The 15,984-nt window shown below is 59.9% G+C and carries 15 protein-coding genes and 1 pseudogene; 5 read left to right on the top strand and 11 right to left on the bottom strand.

All coding sequences use genetic code 11. From position 1 onward, the window contains the following. Positions 1 to 164: 164 nt before the first annotated feature. From gshA to ACVWZP_RS19410, 3 genes are all read right to left on the bottom strand, one after another. On the bottom strand, positions 165 to 1,748 hold the full coding sequence (gene gshA, locus ACVWZP_RS19420) for a glutamate--cysteine ligase (RefSeq protein ID WP_017848577.1): 1,584 nt from the start codon (positions 1,746 to 1,748) through the stop codon (positions 165 to 167). Positions 1,749 to 1,962: 214 nt separating this feature from the next. Further along, positions 1,963 to 2,346, bottom strand: a complete 384-nt coding sequence (locus tag ACVWZP_RS19415; RefSeq protein WP_017848576.1) for a PaaI family thioesterase — start codon at positions 2,344 to 2,346, stop codon at positions 1,963 to 1,965. Next, the gene (locus tag ACVWZP_RS19410; RefSeq protein ID WP_232566156.1) at positions 2,346 to 4,670 is read right to left on the bottom strand and encodes a Tex family protein; all 2,325 of its coding nucleotides are present in this window, start codon (positions 4,668 to 4,670) and stop codon (positions 2,346 to 2,348) included. Before ACVWZP_RS19410 ends, ACVWZP_RS19415 begins: the two co-directional genes overlap by 1 nt. A gap of 358 nt (positions 4,671 to 5,028) precedes the next feature. On the opposite strand from ACVWZP_RS19410, the gene ompR reads away from it, so the two are divergent. Both ompR and ACVWZP_RS19400 read left to right on the top strand, forming a co-directional pair. Beyond that, the gene (gene ompR, locus ACVWZP_RS19405; protein ID WP_003213175.1) at positions 5,029 to 5,769 is read left to right on the top strand and encodes an osmolarity response regulator transcription factor OmpR; all 741 of its coding nucleotides are present in this window, start codon (positions 5,029 to 5,031) and stop codon (positions 5,767 to 5,769) included. 117 nt (positions 5,770 to 5,886) lie between these two features. Beyond that, on the top strand, positions 5,887 to 7,200 hold the full coding sequence (locus ACVWZP_RS19400) for an ATP-binding protein (RefSeq protein WP_017848574.1): 1,314 nt from the start codon (positions 5,887 to 5,889) through the stop codon (positions 7,198 to 7,200). Between the two features lie 97 nt (positions 7,201 to 7,297). On the opposite strand, the gene rimK is transcribed toward ACVWZP_RS19400, so the two are convergent. The 3 genes from rimK to rimA are packed head-to-tail and all read right to left on the bottom strand — an operon-like array spanning position 7,298 to position 9,475. Next, entirely contained in the window at positions 7,298 to 8,203 is a 906-nt protein-coding gene (gene rimK / locus ACVWZP_RS19395) for a 30S ribosomal protein S6--L-glutamate ligase (protein WP_003213178.1), read from the bottom strand. Beyond that, positions 8,200 to 8,682 carry a retropepsin-like aspartic endopeptidase RimB gene (gene rimB / locus ACVWZP_RS19390; protein ID WP_026140222.1) on the bottom strand — a complete coding sequence of 161 codons (483 nt, stop codon included), beginning with the start codon at positions 8,680 to 8,682 and terminating at the stop codon, positions 8,200 to 8,202. The genes rimK and rimB overlap by 4 nt, the downstream gene beginning before the upstream one ends. A 13-nt stretch (positions 8,683 to 8,695) precedes the next feature. Beyond that, positions 8,696 to 9,475 carry a S6 modification regulatory phosphodiesterase RimA gene (gene rimA, locus ACVWZP_RS19385; protein ID WP_017848572.1) on the bottom strand — a complete coding sequence of 260 codons (780 nt, stop codon included), beginning with the start codon at positions 9,473 to 9,475 and terminating at the stop codon, positions 8,696 to 8,698. Positions 9,476 to 9,591: 116 nt separating this feature from the next. On the opposite strand from rimA, the gene ACVWZP_RS19380 reads away from it, so the two are divergent. Continuing rightward, on the top strand, positions 9,592 to 9,999 hold the full coding sequence (locus tag ACVWZP_RS19380; protein WP_017848571.1) for an RNA-binding S4 domain-containing protein: 408 nt from the start codon (positions 9,592 to 9,594) through the stop codon (positions 9,997 to 9,999). Between the two features lie 45 nt (positions 10,000 to 10,044). Here the strand turns inward: ACVWZP_RS19380 and ACVWZP_RS19375 are convergent, their stop codons facing one another. Then, positions 10,045 to 10,848, bottom strand: coding sequence for a phosphatase PAP2 family protein (locus tag ACVWZP_RS19375; protein ID WP_017848570.1), 804 nt, complete (start codon positions 10,846 to 10,848; stop codon positions 10,045 to 10,047). Between the two features lie 126 nt (positions 10,849 to 10,974). Here ACVWZP_RS19375 and hslO point away from each other — a divergent pair, with 126 nt between their 5' ends. Together hslO and ACVWZP_RS19365 are read left to right on the top strand one after the other, a co-directional pair. After that, positions 10,975 to 11,877, top strand: coding sequence for an Hsp33 family molecular chaperone HslO (gene hslO / locus ACVWZP_RS19370; protein ID WP_017848569.1), 903 nt, complete (start codon positions 10,975 to 10,977; stop codon positions 11,875 to 11,877). Between the two features lie 179 nt (positions 11,878 to 12,056). Continuing rightward, positions 12,057 to 13,598 carry a phosphoenolpyruvate carboxykinase gene (locus ACVWZP_RS19365; protein WP_017848568.1) on the top strand — a complete coding sequence of 514 codons (1,542 nt, stop codon included), beginning with the start codon at positions 12,057 to 12,059 and terminating at the stop codon, positions 13,596 to 13,598. A gap of 86 nt (positions 13,599 to 13,684) precedes the next feature. Here ACVWZP_RS19365 and ACVWZP_RS19360 read toward each other — a convergent pair whose 3' ends face one another. The 4 genes and pseudogenes from ACVWZP_RS19360 to ACVWZP_RS19345 all read right to left on the bottom strand — a co-directional run. Further along, entirely contained in the window at positions 13,685 to 14,041 is a 357-nt protein-coding gene (locus tag ACVWZP_RS19360) for a DUF1493 family protein (protein ID WP_017848567.1), read from the bottom strand. 269 nt (positions 14,042 to 14,310) lie between these two features. Next, complete coding sequence (locus ACVWZP_RS19355; RefSeq protein WP_082107806.1) at positions 14,311 to 14,946, bottom strand: DUF1493 family protein; 636 nt, start codon at positions 14,944 to 14,946, stop codon at positions 14,311 to 14,313. 5 nt (positions 14,947 to 14,951) lie between these two features. Further along, positions 14,952 to 15,434: a hypothetical protein gene (locus ACVWZP_RS19350; protein ID WP_046385050.1), complete on the bottom strand. Its 483-nt coding sequence runs from the start codon at positions 15,432 to 15,434 to the stop codon at positions 14,952 to 14,954. A 365-nt stretch (positions 15,435 to 15,799) separates the two neighbouring features. Beyond that, positions 15,800 to 15,958: pseudogene (locus tag ACVWZP_RS19345) on the bottom strand (Fic family protein); the annotation flags it as partial. Positions 15,959 to 15,984 lie beyond the last annotated feature (26 nt).

The raw sequence follows: 15,984 nt of genomic DNA, 5'->3' as shown, positions 1-15,984 counted from the left end.
GGAGAAGGGTGGGCGGGATTCTTCATCCCAGTGAGGGCAAATGTGGGAGGGAGCTTGCTCCCGATAGCGGTGGGTCAGTCACTGATCAGTTAACTGAGGACTGCTATCGGGGGCAAGCCCCCTCCCACATGAAGCTCATTTCCCTGGGGGAGTGAGTTCGTTTTTTAGTTGCTGATGGCCAGGATGCTGGCCTGGTACGAGCCGACGAACACATCGAAATCGCCCACTTCGTTCTGCTCCAGCTCCGCCTGTTGCGCCAGCGACTTACGTGCCAGTTCTTCAAAGTGCGCCTGCTCTTCGGCGGGCAACGGTTCGCTGCGGAAATACTCGGCATGCACCTCGCTCTGGTGCAGGGAGAACTGGGCGAAACTTTCCTTGCGCTCGGCCATCGCGGCCAACACCTGGGCCGATGGCGTCAGGGACGGGTCGTTGACCTTGGCCAACTGGGCGTCCAGTGCCTGGCGGTGTTCCTCGATGCCGTGGCTCTGATCGAGCAGGGCCGCCAGCGGCGCGATCTGCTCCAGCAGCTCGGTGGCCCATTCCTTCATGTCCACCGCCTGGCCCTTGCGCTGCAGTTGCAGGCCCGGACGCCGGCCTTCCTTGACCACGCTGAGGAAGTTCGAGGTGGCGTTGCCGCACTCGTTGTCGGCGAACAGCGGGCTGTCGTTCATCGCGCAATACAGCAGGAACGCGTCGAGGAAGCGCGACTCTTGCAGGTCGATGCCCATCGGCAGGAACGGGTTGATGTCCAGGCAGCGCACTTCGATGTACTGGATGCCACGGGCCATCAGCGCCTGGATCGGCCGCTCGCCGGTGTAGGTCACGCGCTTGGGGCGGATGTTGGAGTAGTACTCGTTTTCGATCTGCAGGATGTTGGTGTTGAGCTGCACCCACTCTCCATCCTTGTGGGTGCCGACTTCGACATAAGGCGCGTAGGGCGTTGCCACCGCTTCGCGCAGGCTGTCGGTGTAGCTGGCCAAATCGTTGTAGCACGGCGTCAGGCCGGCCTGGGCGTTGCTCTGGTAACCCAGGTCGCTCATGCGCAGGCTGGTGGCATACGGCAGGTACAAGGTGTCGGCATCCAGCACGTCCAACTGGTGCGAACGGCCGCGCAGGAAGCCTGCGTCCAGCGCCGGCGAGGCACCGAACAGGTACATCAGCAGCCAGCTGTTGCGGCGGAAGTTACGGATCAGGGCGATATAGGCGTCGGACTGATAGTCGCGGTCGGTGCCGACGAAGCCTTCGCTTTCCTTGAGCAGCGGCCACAATTTTTCCGGCAGGGAAAAGTTGTAGTGGATGCCGGCAATGCACTGCATGGTCTTGCCGTAACGCAGGGCCAGGCCCTTGCGATACACGTACTTGAGCTGTCCGATATTGGAGGTGCCGTAGTAGGCAATCGGAATGTCTTCCTCGGCCGGCAACGGGCACGGCATCGAGGGGCTCCACAGGTATTCGCTGCCGAGCTTGCTGTAGGCAAAGCGATGGATCTTGTCCAGGCTGCTCAGGGTATCGGCCGGGTTGGGCAGGGCTGGGGTGATGAACTCCAGCAACGATTCCGAGTAGTCGGTGGTGATCTGTTCGTGGGTCAGCGCGGCGCCCAGGGCTTCGGGATGCGGCGTCTGCGCCAGGCGACCTTCATGGGTGACACGCAGGCATTCGCGCTCGATGCCGTGCAAGCAATGCTCCAGCAGGGAGAGGTGTTCGCGCTTGCCGAGCAGGGCCAGGCGGCGGTTGAGAAGTTCGCTCAAGTTGGATTCCTTCACGCGTCAGTCGCCCCAATATGGGGGTGGGCAGGACGGTCTACAAGGGTGAAGTTAAAACTGGCGTGATCGCCTGGTTTTGAGTCGATTTGACCCGCTTTGAAAAAGCCTACATCACTCCATGAATTGGGCTGTAGCGCAGCAAGAAAATTCCGACGCTGTTATCGCAGCGCCGAAATTAACTCAAATCGAGGGCGGGGAGCTATAGGACAGCGAAGGTGCCCTGCGCTTTTGCGACAAGTCTTTCACCCTGGTACACGTCGGCTTCGACCACCAACGTGCGCCGCCCGGGGTGAATCACTCGCGCGGTACACAGCACCTCGCCGTTTTCCACCGCGCGGATGTAGTTGATTTTGCATTCGATGGTCGCGCTCTGCTGGTCGAACCCGTGGGCGCTGGAACAGGCCAGCCCCATGGTGATGTCGACCAGGCTGAAAATCGCCCCGCCATGCAGCTTGCCTGCGCGGTTACGCAGTTGCGGCTCCAGGCTCAGGGCCACCTCGGCAACGCCCTGCTCCAGGCGTTGCAGGCGGCAGCCGATCAGTTCGCTGAACGCGCTTTGGGTCAAGCCGGCCGGAATCTCCATCAGCGTTTCTTCAACTGTTTGGCGTTGGCGAACAGCGAGGCCATGGCGTTGTTGCTCGGCGCTGCGGTCGCGGTTTCCTTGCGTGGCGCGTTGTTTTGCGACTGGCGCGGCGCCGAGCCTGGGCGGGCGCCACGGGCACCGTCGATTTTCTCGCCGGGGGTGTCGCTCATACGCATCGACAGGCCGACGCGCTTGCGCGGGATGTCGACTTCCATGACCTTGACCTTGACCACATCACCGGCCTTCACCGCTTCGCGCGGGTCTTTGATGAACTTCTCCGAAAGCGCGGAGATATGCACCAAACCGTCCTGATGCACGCCGATGTCCACAAAGGCGCCGAAGTTGGTCACGTTGGTCACCACGCCTTCGAGGATCATGCCCAGTTGCAGGTCCTTGAGGTCTTCGACGCCGTCCTGGAACTCGGCGGTCTTGAACTCGGGACGCGGGTCGCGCCCGGGTTTTTCCAGCTCTTGCAGGATGTCGGTGATGGTCGGCACGCCGAAGGTCTCGTCGGTGTACTTCTTCGGGTCCAGGCGCTTGAGGAACGCGGCGTCGCCGATCAGCGAGCGGATGTCGCGGTCGGTCTCGGCGGCGATGCGTTGCACCAGCGGGTAGGCTTCCGGGTGGACCGCCGAGGCGTCCAGCGGGTTGTCGCCGTTCATCACACGCAGGAAGCCGGCGGCCTGTTCGAAGGTTTTTTCACCCAGGCGTGCGACTTTTTTCAGCGCGGCGCGGGTCTTGAACGCACCGTTTTCGTCGCGGTGGGTCACGATGTTCTGCGCCAGGGTCGCGTTGAGGCCGGAGATCCGCGCCAGCAGCGCGACGGAGGCGGTGTTCACGTCCACGCCCACGGCGTTCACGCAGTCTTCCACCACCGCATCCAGGCCGCGTGCCAGTTTCAGCTGCGACACATCGTGCTGGTATTGGCCGACGCCGATGGATTTCGGGTCGATTTTCACCAGTTCGGCCAGTGGGTCTTGCAGGCGACGGGCGATGGACACCGCGCCACGGATCGACACGTCGAGGTCCGGGAATTCCTTGGAAGCCAGTTCCGACGCCGAGTACACCGAAGCGCCCGCCTCGGAGACCATGACCTTGGTCATCTTCATGGCTGGGTATTTTTTGATCAGTTCGGCGGCCAGTTTGTCGGTTTCACGGCTGGCGGTGCCGTTGCCGATGGCGATCAGGTCCACCGCGTGCTTGGCGCACAGGGCGGCGAGGATCGCGAGGGTCTGGTCCCACTTGTTGTGGGGCACGTGCGGATACACGGTGGCGTGGTCCAGCAGCTTGCCGGTCGAGTCGACCACGGCGACCTTGCAGCCGGTGCGCAGGCCCGGGTCGAGGCCCAGGGTGGCACGCGGGCCGGCCGGTGCGGCCAGCAGCAGGTCGTGCAGGTTGTGGGCGAAGACGTTGATCGCTTCGGTTTCGGCGCCGTCGCGCAACTCGCCGAGCAGGTCGGTTTCCAGGTGGGTGTAGAGCTTGACCTTCCAGGTCCAGCGCACGACTTCACCGAGCCACTTGTCCGCAGGACGGTTCTGATTCTGGATGCCGAATTGTTGACCGATCATGCCTTCGCACGGGTGCATGGTGCCCGGCAGTTCGTCGCCGACTTTCAGCGCGGAGCTGAGAATACCTTCGTTGCGGCCGCGGAAAATCGCCAGGGCGCGGTGGGACGGCATGCTCTTGAGCGGTTCGTCGTGTTCGAAGTAGTCGCGGAACTTGGCGCCTTCTTCCTCTTTGCCGGCGATCACGCGGGCGCTGAGGATGGCTTCCTGCTTCAGGTAGGTGCGCAGCTTTTCCAGCAGGCTGGCGTCTTCGGCGAAGCGTTCCATCAGGATGTATTTGGCGCCTTCGAGGGCGGCCTTGACGTCGGCGACGCCTTTTTCAGCGTTGATGAAGCGCGCGGCTTCGGTATCCGGGTTCAGCGATGGGTCGTTGAACAGGTCGTCGGCCAGGTCGCCGAGGCCGGCTTCCAGGGCGATCTGGCCCTTGGTGCGGCGCTTCTGTTTGTACGGCAGGTAGAGGTCTTCGAGACGGGTCTTGGTATCGGCGAGTTTGATGTCGCGTTCCAATTGTGGGGTCAGCTTGCCCTGTTCCGCGATGCTGGCGAGGATGCTGATGCGCCGTTCGTCGAGTTCTCGCAGGTAGCGCAGGCGCTCTTCCAGGTGCCGCAGTTGAATGTCGTCGAGGCTGCCGGTCACTTCTTTTCGGTAACGGGCGATGAAGGGCACCGTGGAGCCCTCATCCAGTAGAGCGACGGCCGCTTCGACCTGTTGGGGGCGTACGCCGAGTTCCTCGGCGATGCGGCTGTTGATGCTGTCCATAAAACCACCTGAAATTCTTAAAAGCAGCTCGCAAGCCCGGAAAACAAGGCCCGACGAGGCTGGTTGAGCGGCCCGACTGGCGCCGCTGCCTGGGTCAAGAGGCTGCCTATTGACCCTCGAAATCGTAAAAAACACGACAAGCGGGTGAAAAAAAGCCCGGCAGTAAACGGTAACGATCTGACGTTGCCCTGCACGAAGGCGCCGCATTATAACCAGCGTTCTGTCCTTGGGGGGGGACTGCGCCGCAGGTTGTAGGGCGTGGGTTCGCTGGCAGTAGAGGAAAAATCTGCTAACAATGCACACGGTGCGTATAACGGCAGCTAGGCCATAATGCGCGCCGAGATAAGAGGAGCATCCAATGAGCAGCACTGCACAAACTGCTGAAGGCGAAAAAATTCTCATCGTTGATGACGATCCGGGGCTGAGCAGCCTGCTGGAGCGTTTTTTCAACTCCAAGGGTTATCGTGCCCGCGCGGTGCCGAACACCGAGCAGATGGACCGCCTGTTGGGGCGGGAAGTGTTCAACCTGGTCGTGCTCGACCTGATGCTACCCGGCGAAGACGGCCTCACCGCCTGCAAACGCCTGCGCGGCGCGAACAACCAGATTCCGATCATCATGCTCACCGCCAAGGGCGATGAGCTGAGCCGCATCAAGGGCCTCGAACTGGGCGCTGATGACTACCTGGCCAAGCCGTTCAACCCGGACGAGCTGATGGCGCGGGTCAAGGCCGTATTGCGTCGCCAGGCGGCGCCGGTGCCGGGCGCACCGGGCAGTGAAGACGAAAGCGTCACCTTCGGCGATTACGAACTGTCATTGGCCACCCGTGAGCTCAAGCGTGGCGATGAAGTCCACATGCTCACCACCGGCGAGTTCGCCGTGCTCAAGGCGCTGGTGATGAACGCGCGCCAGCCGCTGACCCGCGACAAACTGATGAACCTGGCCCGTGGTCGGGAATGGGACGCTCTGGAGCGCTCCATCGACGTGCAGATTTCCCGTCTGCGCCGAATGATCGAGCCGGACCCGTCCAAGCCGCGTTATATCCAGACGGTGTGGGGCGTGGGGTATGTGTTTGTGCCGGATGGCACTGCAACCAAGTGACCGATGATTTGCAGGGGCGGGCATCCTGGCGTTTGGCTCCATGAGGGGCGACGGGATGTCCGGCGTCTGCAATTCTGCGAGCGCCGCTCGTTCCTGCAAGGTGTCTAGCTGTCTCCTATGAAAACCCCGCTGTGGTTCCCGCAAAGTTTCTTCTCCCGCACCCTTTGGCTGGTGCTCATCGTCGTTCTGTTTTCCAAGGCACTCACGCTGGTTTATCTATTGATGAACGAAGACGTGCTGGTAGATCGGCAATACAGCCACGGTGTCGCCCTGACCTTGCGCGCCTATTGGGCGGCCGACCCCGAGAACCGCGAGAAAATCGCCAAGGCGGCGACACTGGTGCGCGTGGCGGGTGCAGGTGTGCCGGAAGGCGAGCAGCATTGGCCCTACAGTGAGATTTACCAGCGCCAGATGCAGGCGGAACTGGGCGACGACACCGAAGTTCGGCTGCGTATGCATGTGTCACCCGCGCTGTGGGTGCGCGCGCCGAGCCTGGGGGAAGATTGGCTGAAGGTGCCGCTGTATCCGCACCCTTTGCGAGGGCAGAAGATCTGGAATGTACTGGGCTGGTTCCTGGCTATCGGCTTGCTTTCGACGGCGTCCGCGTGGATTTTCGTGCGCCAGCTCAATCAACCGCTTAAACGCCTGGTGTTCGCCGCCCGCCAGCTGGGACAGGGGCGCAGTGTGCGCCTGCCGGTCAGCGACACGCCCAGCGAGATGACCGAGGTCTACAGCGCGTTCAACCAGATGGCCGAGGACGTCGAACAGGCCGGGCGCGAGCGCGAGCTGATGCTTGCGGGCGTGTCCCATGACTTGCGCACGCCATTGACGCGTTTGCGGCTGTCCCTGGAGTTGATGGGCAACCATACCGATCTCACGGACGACATGGTGCGTGATATCGAGGACATGGACGCGATTCTCGACCAGTTCCTGGCCTTTATCCGCGATGGTCGCGACGAGGTGGTGGAAGTCGTCGACCTGACGGACCTGGTGCGCGAGGTGGTAGCGCCCTACAACCAGAATGGCGAGCAGGTGCGGATGCGCCTGGAGCCGATCCAGCCGTTTGCGTTGCGTCGGGTCTCGATGAAGCGCCTGCTGAACAACCTGATCGGCAACGCCTTGCACCACGCCGGTTCGGATGTGGAAGTGGCGGCGTATGTTTCCGGTGACAGTGCTGCGCCCTATGTGGTGCTGAGCGTGATGGATCGCGGGGCCGGTATCGACCCGGCCGAGCTGGAAGGCATCTTCAACCCCTTCACCCGTGGCGACCGTGCTCGGGGTGGCAAGGGCACCGGTTTGGGGCTGGCGATTGTGCGGCGGATTGCCTCGATGCATGGCGGCAATGTTGAATTGCGCAACCGCGAGGGCGGCGGGCTGGAAGCACGGGTACGCTTGCCGTTGGGTTTGATGTTGCCCCGAGACGCGGTATAGCTGCAGCGGCAAGCTGCACGTTTAGAGCTGCAAGAGAAAAGCAAACGGCTTCTGCCCTTCTCTTGCAGCCTGAAGCTTCAAGCTGAAGACTGCTCCTCTAGCCCTTGCCCTTGGTCCGGGTCATGTTCGGCCCGCCACTCTTCTCCAGATGCTGAATGATGATCCCCGCCACATCCTTGCCGGTGGTGGTCTCGATGCCTTCCAGGCCAGGTGATGAATTGACTTCCATCACCAGCGGGCCATGGTTGGAACGCAGGATGTCCACACCCGCCACGCTCAACCCCATGACCTTGGCCGCCCGTAGCGCGGTCATGCGCTCTTCGGGGGTGATCTTGATCAGGCTGGCGCTGCCGCCACGGTGCAGGTTGGAGCGGAATTCCCCAGGCTTGGCCTGGCGTTTCATCGCGGCAATCACCTTGTCGCCGACCACGAAGCAGCGGATATCCGCACCGCCGGCTTCCTTGATGTATTCCTGCACCATGATGTTCTGCTTGAGACCCATGAATGCCTCGATCACCGACTCCGCCGCCGTGGCGGTTTCGCACAGCACCACGCCGATGCCCTGGGTGCCTTCCAGCACCTTGATCACCAGCGGCGCGCCGTTGACCATTTCGATCAGGTCGGGAATGTCGTCGGGGGAGTGGGCGAAGCCGGTGACCGGCAGGCCGATACCCCGGCGCGACAGCAATTGCAGCGAGCGCAGCTTGTCCCGTGAGCGCGCGATCGCGACGGATTCATTCAGCGGGGAGACGCCCATCATTTCAAACTGGCGCAACACCGCGCAGCCATAAAAGGTCACCGAGGCGCCGATACGCGGGATCACCGCATCAAAGCCTTCCAGTGGTTTGCCGCGATAATGGATCTGCGGCTTATGGCTGGCAATGTTCATATAGGCACGCAACGTGTCGATCACCACCATTTCGTGGCCACGTTCGGTGCCGGCCTCGACCAGGCGGCGGGTGGAATACAGACGCGGGTTTCGCGACAGCACAGCAATCTTCATGCAGCACCTGGGGCAGAAATAGTGGAGACCGGGAACACCGGCTTGTCTTGAACGTACTTGACGCCGGGATTGACCACCAACTGGCCGTCAATCAGCGCCTTGGAACCGAGGAGCAGGCGGTAGCGCATGGCCTTGCGGCAGGCGAGGGTGAATTCCACCCGCCATACCCGGTCGCCCAGCGCCAGGGTGGTGCTGATCACATAGCGCACCTGCGCATGACCATTGGAGCTCTTGATGGTTTTCATCGCCACCAGCGGCGCTTCGCAGCGGCGGTGACGCAACTGCACAACGCTGCCCAGGTGTGCGGTAAAGCGCACCCATTTCTCACCGTCGCGCTCAAAGGGTTCGATATCGGTGGCGTGCAGGCTCGAAGTGCTGGCACCGGTGTCGATCTTCGCGCGCAGGCCTGCCACTCCCAAGTCGGGAAGTGCCACCCACTCACGCAGACCGACAACGGTCAAATGGTCAAATGTCTTCAATATGGGTAACCGGTCAATTCGCCCAGGCTTGAGGGGAAACCTCGGCCAGCGCGTTGAATGCGGGCTTGGCGAACCAGTAGCCCTGCATCAGAAATATTCCACAGTCGGACAGGAAGTCGCGCTCACCGGCACTTTCAATGCCTTCAGCGATGACAGTAACGCCCAACTGCTCACAGATTGTGACAATCCCCTGGACGATGACCTGGCGGACACGATCCTGGTCGACATCGCGAATCAGCGCCATGTCGAGTTTGATCAAGTCAGGTTGGAAATCGGCCAGCAGGTTCAGCCCCGAATAGCCCGCGCCGAAATCGTCGATGGCAGTTTTGAAGCCGAATTCGCGGTATTCACGCAGAATATTCGTCAAATGGCGATGGTTATCTATGTGTTCGCTTTCCAGTGTCTCGAAAATCAGCTGGTCAAGCGGAAAATTGTGCGTGCGGGCGGCCTCCAGGGTGCTGCGAATGCACAGCTCGGGTCGATACACCGCGTTGGGCATGAAATTGATGGAAAGACAGGTTTGCATCCCCAGGGCCGCGGCGCCGGCGATTGCCTGGGTACGGCAACGCTGGTCGAAACGGTAGCGGTTGCTATCGTTGACCTGGGCCAGCACCGACAACGCCCCTTCGCCCTGTGAACCCCGCACCAAGGCTTCGTGGGCAAAAACCGAATGGTCGCGAAGGTCTACGATCGGTTGGTAGGCGAATGCAAAATCAAAACCCAAGGGCTCGCTTTGCTGGCAGCCCACGCAATGCTGGTTGGGCGAGGTGAGTGAAGTCGGGAAGTCGGTCACAGGGTATCCTCGCGAAAACAGGGGGCTACCTGGCGTATCTTAGGTGAGCCTTGGGGTTTATGCGTCGAAGGGTTTCAACAGTAAAGTTGCGACATTTTTCAGAACGAGGAATTCAAGTGGCTCAGAAGCAGGCAGAGGAAGAAAAAATCCGTTTGGACAAGTGGCTGTGGGCGGCGCGTTTCTATAAGACCCGTGCCTTGGCCAAGGCTGCTATCGAGAGTGGCAAGGTGCATCATCGCGGCGAACGCTGCAAGCCGGGCAAAGAGCCGCGCGTGGGTGATGAGTTGCAGATTCGTATAGGGTTTGACGAAAAAACTGTCGTGGTTCAGGCGCTTTCCAGCGTGCGCCGCGGCGCGCCCGAAGCGCAGGCGCTGTATGCCGAGACCGAAGCCAGCGTCGCCAAGCGCGAAAACGCAGCGGCGATGCGTAAGGCCGGCGCCACAGGCATGACCACCGATGGCAAGCCGAGCAAGAAGCAGCGCCGCGACCTGTTCAAGTTTCGCGGCAGCGGTAATGACGATTGACCGCGCACATCGTCAGCGCAAAGCAGATCGATAGATGTGGGAGCGTCAGCAGGATGCGCGCATGACGCTCAATCGCCCGATCACCGGCAGCTTGGCGAGTAACCCGAACACCGGCGCGGTCAGCCGTAGCAACACCTGCGACACCTTTGCCGCAAACGGTGTGTAATAGCCCCATCCCAATGCCAGCAGTGCCAGCAACACTCCGCCGATATAATCGTCCTGCGCCCAATGTGCGCCCGCCACCAGCCGCGGCATCATGAACAACAACGCCAGGCCCCAGATCACCAGCACCTGGCCCAGCCGCTGGGCGAATACCGTCATGAACATTCCCCAGATCAGCAGCACCGAAGCATGATCCCCAGGGAAACTCTGGCTCGAACGGTCTTTCAACTCCCAGGTTTTCTCCAGACCCGGGAAATAGTCGCTCATCTGAATCGCGCCGCTGAGCACCATCGAAGGGCTGCTGTGTTGCCAACCCATCTGCGCCGCGAGTTTGGAAAACAGCATGCGGATAAACAGCAACAGCAGCAGAATCCCGAAGAAGCCAAGAAACGCCTGGCGCACCTGCGCCGCCTTGAACACCCAATCGCCGCGAATCAACAGCGTCAGCAGAATCACGCCGACCACCGCATCAAACGGCCGCAGGCTGGCCGCGGCCCACACATGCAGCCAGGTCGGATTGCTCGCCAGGGGGGCATTGAACAGGTGAAACAGCCACTCGTCGAAAAACACGCATAGCATCTGGCCTGCGGGCCACAGCCAAAAACACAGCAGCCCGAATGCGAGTAGATTGCAAAAAGCCCATCGCCGGAGGTTCCACTTGGCTTGGAACAAACCCGGATTGTTCATAAACTGTCCCTCTTTGCTCTATATAAGCTCTCTGTTTCCAGGAGAGAGCCGCACCAGAATGGTGCTAAAGCGTTCAATTTTATAAACGTTGTAACAATTTTGTCATCAATTCAGATACCTAGACCTATGACTGATTTACCGGATACCGACTTCACCCAACGCTTCATCTTCGACGAGAACGACGCCCGCGGCGAACTGGTCTCGTTGGAGCGCAGCTATGCCGAAGTCCTCGCCAAGCACCCCTATCCGGAGCCGGTCGCGCAACTGCTCGGTGAATTGATGGCGGCGGCGGCGCTGTTGGTAGGCACCATGAAATTCGACGGGTTGCTGATCCTGCAGGCGCGGTCCGAAGGTCCGGTCCCGTTGCTGATGATCGAGTGCTCCAGCGAGCGTGAGATCCGTGGCCTGGCCCGGTATGAGGCTGACCTGATCGCCCCGGACGCGACCCTGGCCGACCTGATGCCCAACGGCGTGCTGGCGCTCACCGTCGACCCGACCGACGGCCAGCGTTACCAGGGCATCGTCGACCTCGACGGCGAAAACCTGTCGGACTGCTTCACCAACTATTTCGTTATGTCCCAGCAGATCGGCACGCGCTTCTGGCTCAACGCCGACGGCAAGCGCGCCCGTGGCCTGTTGCTGCAACAACTGCCCGCCGACCGCATCAAGGACGACGACGAACGCGCCGAAAGCTGGCGCAACCTCACCGCCCTGGCTGGCACCCTGACCGCTGAAGAATTGCTGGCCCTGGACAACGAAACCATCCTGCATCGCCTGTACCACGAAGAGACTGTGCGCCTGTTCGACGCGCAGGGCTTGCGCTTCCATTGCAGTTGCTCTCGCGAGCGTTCGGCGAACGCGCTGGTCAGTCTCGGCCTGGAAGATGCGCAAAATCTGGTGGTGGAACACGGTGGTCAGATCGAAATCGACTGCCAGTTCTGCAACCAGCGCTACCTGTTTGACGCCGCCGATATCGCCCAATTGTTCGCCGGCGCCGGTATCGGTACCCCCTCCGATACCCGCCACTAAAACGTTTAAGCACAGGTAAATCACCTGACAAATGCCGGATTAGCGCTGTTCTGACGGGAGGGCCCTACTTTTTTTGGGCTTTTCTGGCATAATCCGGCCCACTTTTTTCGCGGTAGTAGTGCGCAACTTTCTACTACAAAACGTTTGGAGCACTCGGCCACAGGCCGACGGGGAACCTCATGACGCAAGCCAATAACGCCGTATACACCGATCTGAGTGTTGACGATCTGGTCAAAGAAGCCCTGCAGCGCGGTGAAGGCGTGCTTGCCGATACTGGCGCACTGGTCGTAGAAACCGGTCACCGTACCGGCCGTTCGCCAGTCGACCGTTTCATCGTTGAAGAGCCTTCGACCCAGGACGCCATTGCCTGGGGCCCGATCAATCGCAAGTTCCCGGCCGACAAGTTCGATGCCCTGTGGGCTCGCGTCGAGGCGTTCAACAACGCGCAAGAACATTTTGTTTCCCACGTGCATGTAGGGGCCTCCGAAGACCACTACCTGGCCGTGAAGATGACCACCCAGACTGCCTGGCATAACCTGTTCGGTCGTTGCCTGTTCATCAACCCGGCCCAGTACAACCCGGCCGGCCGTGACGAGTGGCAAGTGCTCAACGTGGCCAACTTCGAGTGCGTGCCTGAGCGTGACGGCACCAACTCCGACGGTTGCGTGATTCTCAACTTCGCCCAGAAAAAAGTGCTGATCGCCGGCATGCTTTACGCTGGTGAAATGAAGAAAGCCATGTTCTCGGTGCAGAACTTCCTGCTGCCGGCCGCCGATGTACTGCCGATGCACTGCGCCGCCAACATTGGCGAAGCAGGCGACGTGACCCTGTTCTTCGGCCTGTCCGGCACCGGCAAGACCACCCTGTCCGCCGACGAAAGCCGTTACCTGATCGGTGACGACGAACACGGCTGGGGCAAGGGCGTGGTGTTCAACATCGAAGGCGGTTGCTATGCCAAGTGCATCGACCTGTCGGAGAAGAACGAGCCGGTTATCTGGAAAGCCATCAAGCACGGCGCGGTGCTGGAAAACGTCGTCATCGACGAGGCCAAGCATGCCGACTACAGCGATGTCAGCCTGACCCAGAACAGCCGTGCCGCCTACCCGCTCGAGCACGTGGCCAAGCGTTCCGAGAAGAACCTCGGCGGCGAGCCAAATGCTGTGATCTTCCTGACCTGCGACCTGACCGGCGTACTGCCGCCTGTGTCGATCCTCAGCGAAGAACAAGCGGCCTACCACTTCCTGTCCGGCTACACCGCACTGGTGGGCTCGACTGAAATGGGTTCGGGCAGCGGCATCAAGTCGACGTTCTCGACTTGCTTCGGTGCGCCATTCTTCCCACGCCCGGCCGGCGAATACGCCGAGCTGCTGATCAAGCGCATCCGCGGCTTCGGCTCCAAGGTCTACCTGGTCAACACCGGCTGGACCGGCGGCGGCTACGGCGTCGGCCAACGCTTCAACATCCCGACCACTCGCGGCGTGATCGCAGCGATCCAGAGCGGCGCGTTGATCGGCGTTGAAACGCAACACCTCGACACCATCAACCTGGACGTGCCATTGGCTGTACCGGGTGTTGAGACCGGCCTGTTGAACCCACGTAACACCTGGGCTGACAAGGCTGCCTACGACGAAGCGGCGAAGGCGCTGGCGGGTCTGTTCATCGAGAACTTCAAGAAGTTTGACGTGAGCGATGCGATCAAGGCAGCGGGTCCGAAGTTGTAAGATTCGGTCGTTGTGAAAAAGCCGCCCCTTGTGGGCGGCTTTTTTGTGCGCGAACGGTCAGTTGGCGCCTGCCGCTGTTTTGTCGGTTAGCTCAAGTTTTCCAGCGTCTGCGTGTCCCAGCTGTGGGTTTTGATCGCCAGGTAAAGCATGCCGATAGTCAGCGGCACCTTTTCGCCACGCCCCTTGGCCCGCCGCTTGAGGAACACATCAAACACCGGTGGGTTGAAGTAACGATAAGTGTCGTAGTCGCCCAGATCGAGGGCGAATTCCTGTTCCAGCGCTTCCATGAGTTGCTTGGCTTCGCTGCCGTCGCAGCCCAGGTCGAAGTTGAGTGAGGTCTGCAGGCGAATGGTCTTGTGTTTGGGCAGGCCGATTTCTTCGTGCAGCAGTTGCAGGAGTTGCTGCATGACCGGGTCTTCGGGGAAGTTGGGGGCGAGGTTCATGGTGGGAGCACGCAGGAGTGGGTGAGGGGGACGGTCGCGTTTGAGGCGAAATTTGTTTCGGGTGATGAAGAGTGCCAAGCCTATCAAGAATAGAAAAACAGGCAGGAAGGGCATTCTAAGGATTACTGCTACGTAGGGTAGTAGGAAGGTGAAAATCAGGCCGGTTGCGAGAAATGTGATTGCCAAGCGCTTTCTGAGCGTGCAGTCGGTTATTTGGTAGTGCAGCACAAGGTAGAACCCGAGGAAACACATTGATTGCAGGTAGAAATTCATCGCTTCTGAGGTCCCGTCGCTTCGAGTGTTCGGGTATCCCAGCGTTTGGCTTTGACGGCTTGATAGAGCATGTGGATGGTTAGCGGGATCTTTCCCTCGCAGCCTCTTTCCACGAGTCGTAAGTACGCATCAAAACCTCGGTGCTTGAAGTAGCGGTTGTTTTTATAGTCGCCGAGGTTTATGCCGAAATATTGTTTCAGCGCTGCCATCAGTTGTTTTGCCTCGACGCCGTTACAGCCGAGATCATGGTTGATTGAGGTATTGATGGTTATGATTTGGTGTTTGGGCAGACCTACATCTTCATGAATTAGCTGCAGAAGATGGAGCATGACAGGATCGTCAGGAAAACCGGGGGCCAGGTTCAACGTTGGGGCGACGAGTAGCGGGTGAGTTGACCTGATTCGACTGTAGCGGTCGCGGTCCAAGAACAATCCTGAGCCTATTAGGATAGCGCCTATCGGGATGCTGGGAAGTTGGATTTCAGTTATCCAGTAAGGGAGCCATATTGAACAGATCAGCCCCGCAGCCAGTAGGGACAGGCCTGCGTATTTCCTGAGGTTATGGGATCTGATTTTTTTGACAAGGACAATGTCCAAAACGATAAAAACGATCCATTGAAGATATTCAATCATTGGGCTTAACCGCCTAGGAACGGGACGACAATGGCAGACATGGAGCGTTGAGGGCCTATCCCGCCTTCGACCTGGGCTTCAATTCCAATGACCACGTCGCCAGCGGGGTAGCTACGGATGATGCTTTTGATGATTAAGCCCACCGTGGTGCCAACGACGCGTGCTACAGGTTTTGAAAGCGGGTGAATGGGCGCACCGAAGGCCCCTGCCAATAATAAGGCGACGATGGTCCCGCGTTCGTTAAGCAGATCGGCTTGTTGCCGGGTCAGCGGCTTGGAAATCGCGACAGTCATCTTGCAGGGCAAATCACGAGCAAACATCTTTTCATAAAGATCCACTAGTCGATAGCGCACCTCGTTTGCTGAAGCACCGGCTTCTAACAAGCAAAGGTTTGCCAGAGCATGCTTGTGAGTGGGGAGAACGGTAAGGCGAATGACCGTGAAGGTGACGCCGTAGTGGCCGATGTGTTGAGTCCTTTCGATGTCCATGGGTTTTTGCCGAGGCAGTTGAGAGATCAATAGTTTCGGCCATGCGAAGGGGGGTTATGTAGAGGATTGGGCGGGTGTTTTAAGCAGTTTGGGAAGGGGACTACGCAGTAATAGATAGTTTCTTACGGAGGATTCCCGCATTTTCAATTTCACCGAGATTTGCAGGGCAAAGCCAATCAATTGTGGGAGTCGGGCTTACCCGCGATGGCGGTGGGTCAGGTATAGAAATATAGCCTGAAGTTTCGCCGTCGCAGGCAGGCCCACTCCCACAGTTTTAGCTGTGTGGCTGGCTTGGTTGTGTTTGCTTAATAGCTGGTTTAGCCGTTCGTGGTTCGATCAGGCACTGACAGGCCTACTGATACACCCTGGATGATTTTCGCCGCTTCCGGCGGGATGCGTTCCGGGGTGCAGAACAGTGTGCTGCCTTTCTGGATGTTGACGCTGCGCAACTCGCCAGCCCAGTCGTAGATGTCGTCGAACAGCGTGCGGTGGATGTGTTGCAGGCGGTCGAGGTCGTAGGGCGGTTACGCAGGACGCCGCTACCGGGGTA

This window comes from Pseudomonas sp. TE36184 (assembly GCF_054060055.1).
Note: the sequence above shows the minus strand (reverse complement) of the source record. Positions and strands in the feature narration are given on the sequence as shown.

Coding starts and splice junctions, on each gene's coding strand:
- ACVWZP_RS19415 (WP_017848576.1), bottom strand. CDS start 2,346: ATGGAGATTCCGGCCGGCTTGACCCAAAGCGCGTTCAGCGAACTGATC.
- ACVWZP_RS19410 (WP_232566156.1), bottom strand. CDS start 4,670: ATGGACAGCATCAACAGCCGCATCGCCGAGGAACTCGGCGTACGCCCC.
- ompR (WP_003213175.1), top strand. CDS start 5,029: ATGAGCAGCACTGCACAAACTGCTGAAGGCGAAAAAATTCTCATCGTT.
- ACVWZP_RS19400 (WP_017848574.1), top strand. CDS start 5,887: ATGAAAACCCCGCTGTGGTTCCCGCAAAGTTTCTTCTCCCGCACCCTT.
- rimK (WP_003213178.1), bottom strand. CDS start 8,203: ATGAAGATTGCTGTGCTGTCGCGAAACCCGCGTCTGTATTCCACCCGC.
- ACVWZP_RS19375 (WP_017848570.1), bottom strand. CDS start 10,848: ATGAACAATCCGGGTTTGTTCCAAGCCAAGTGGAACCTCCGGCGATGG.
- hslO (WP_017848569.1), top strand. CDS start 10,975: ATGACTGATTTACCGGATACCGACTTCACCCAACGCTTCATCTTCGAC.
- ACVWZP_RS19365 (WP_017848568.1), top strand. CDS start 12,057: ATGACGCAAGCCAATAACGCCGTATACACCGATCTGAGTGTTGACGAT.
- ACVWZP_RS19360 (WP_017848567.1), bottom strand. CDS start 14,041: ATGAACCTCGCCCCCAACTTCCCCGAAGACCCGGTCATGCAGCAACTC.
- ACVWZP_RS19355 (WP_082107806.1), bottom strand. CDS start 14,946: ATGATTGAATATCTTCAATGGATCGTTTTTATCGTTTTGGACATTGTC.
- ACVWZP_RS19350 (WP_046385050.1), bottom strand. CDS start 15,434: ATGGACATCGAAAGGACTCAACACATCGGCCACTACGGCGTCACCTTC.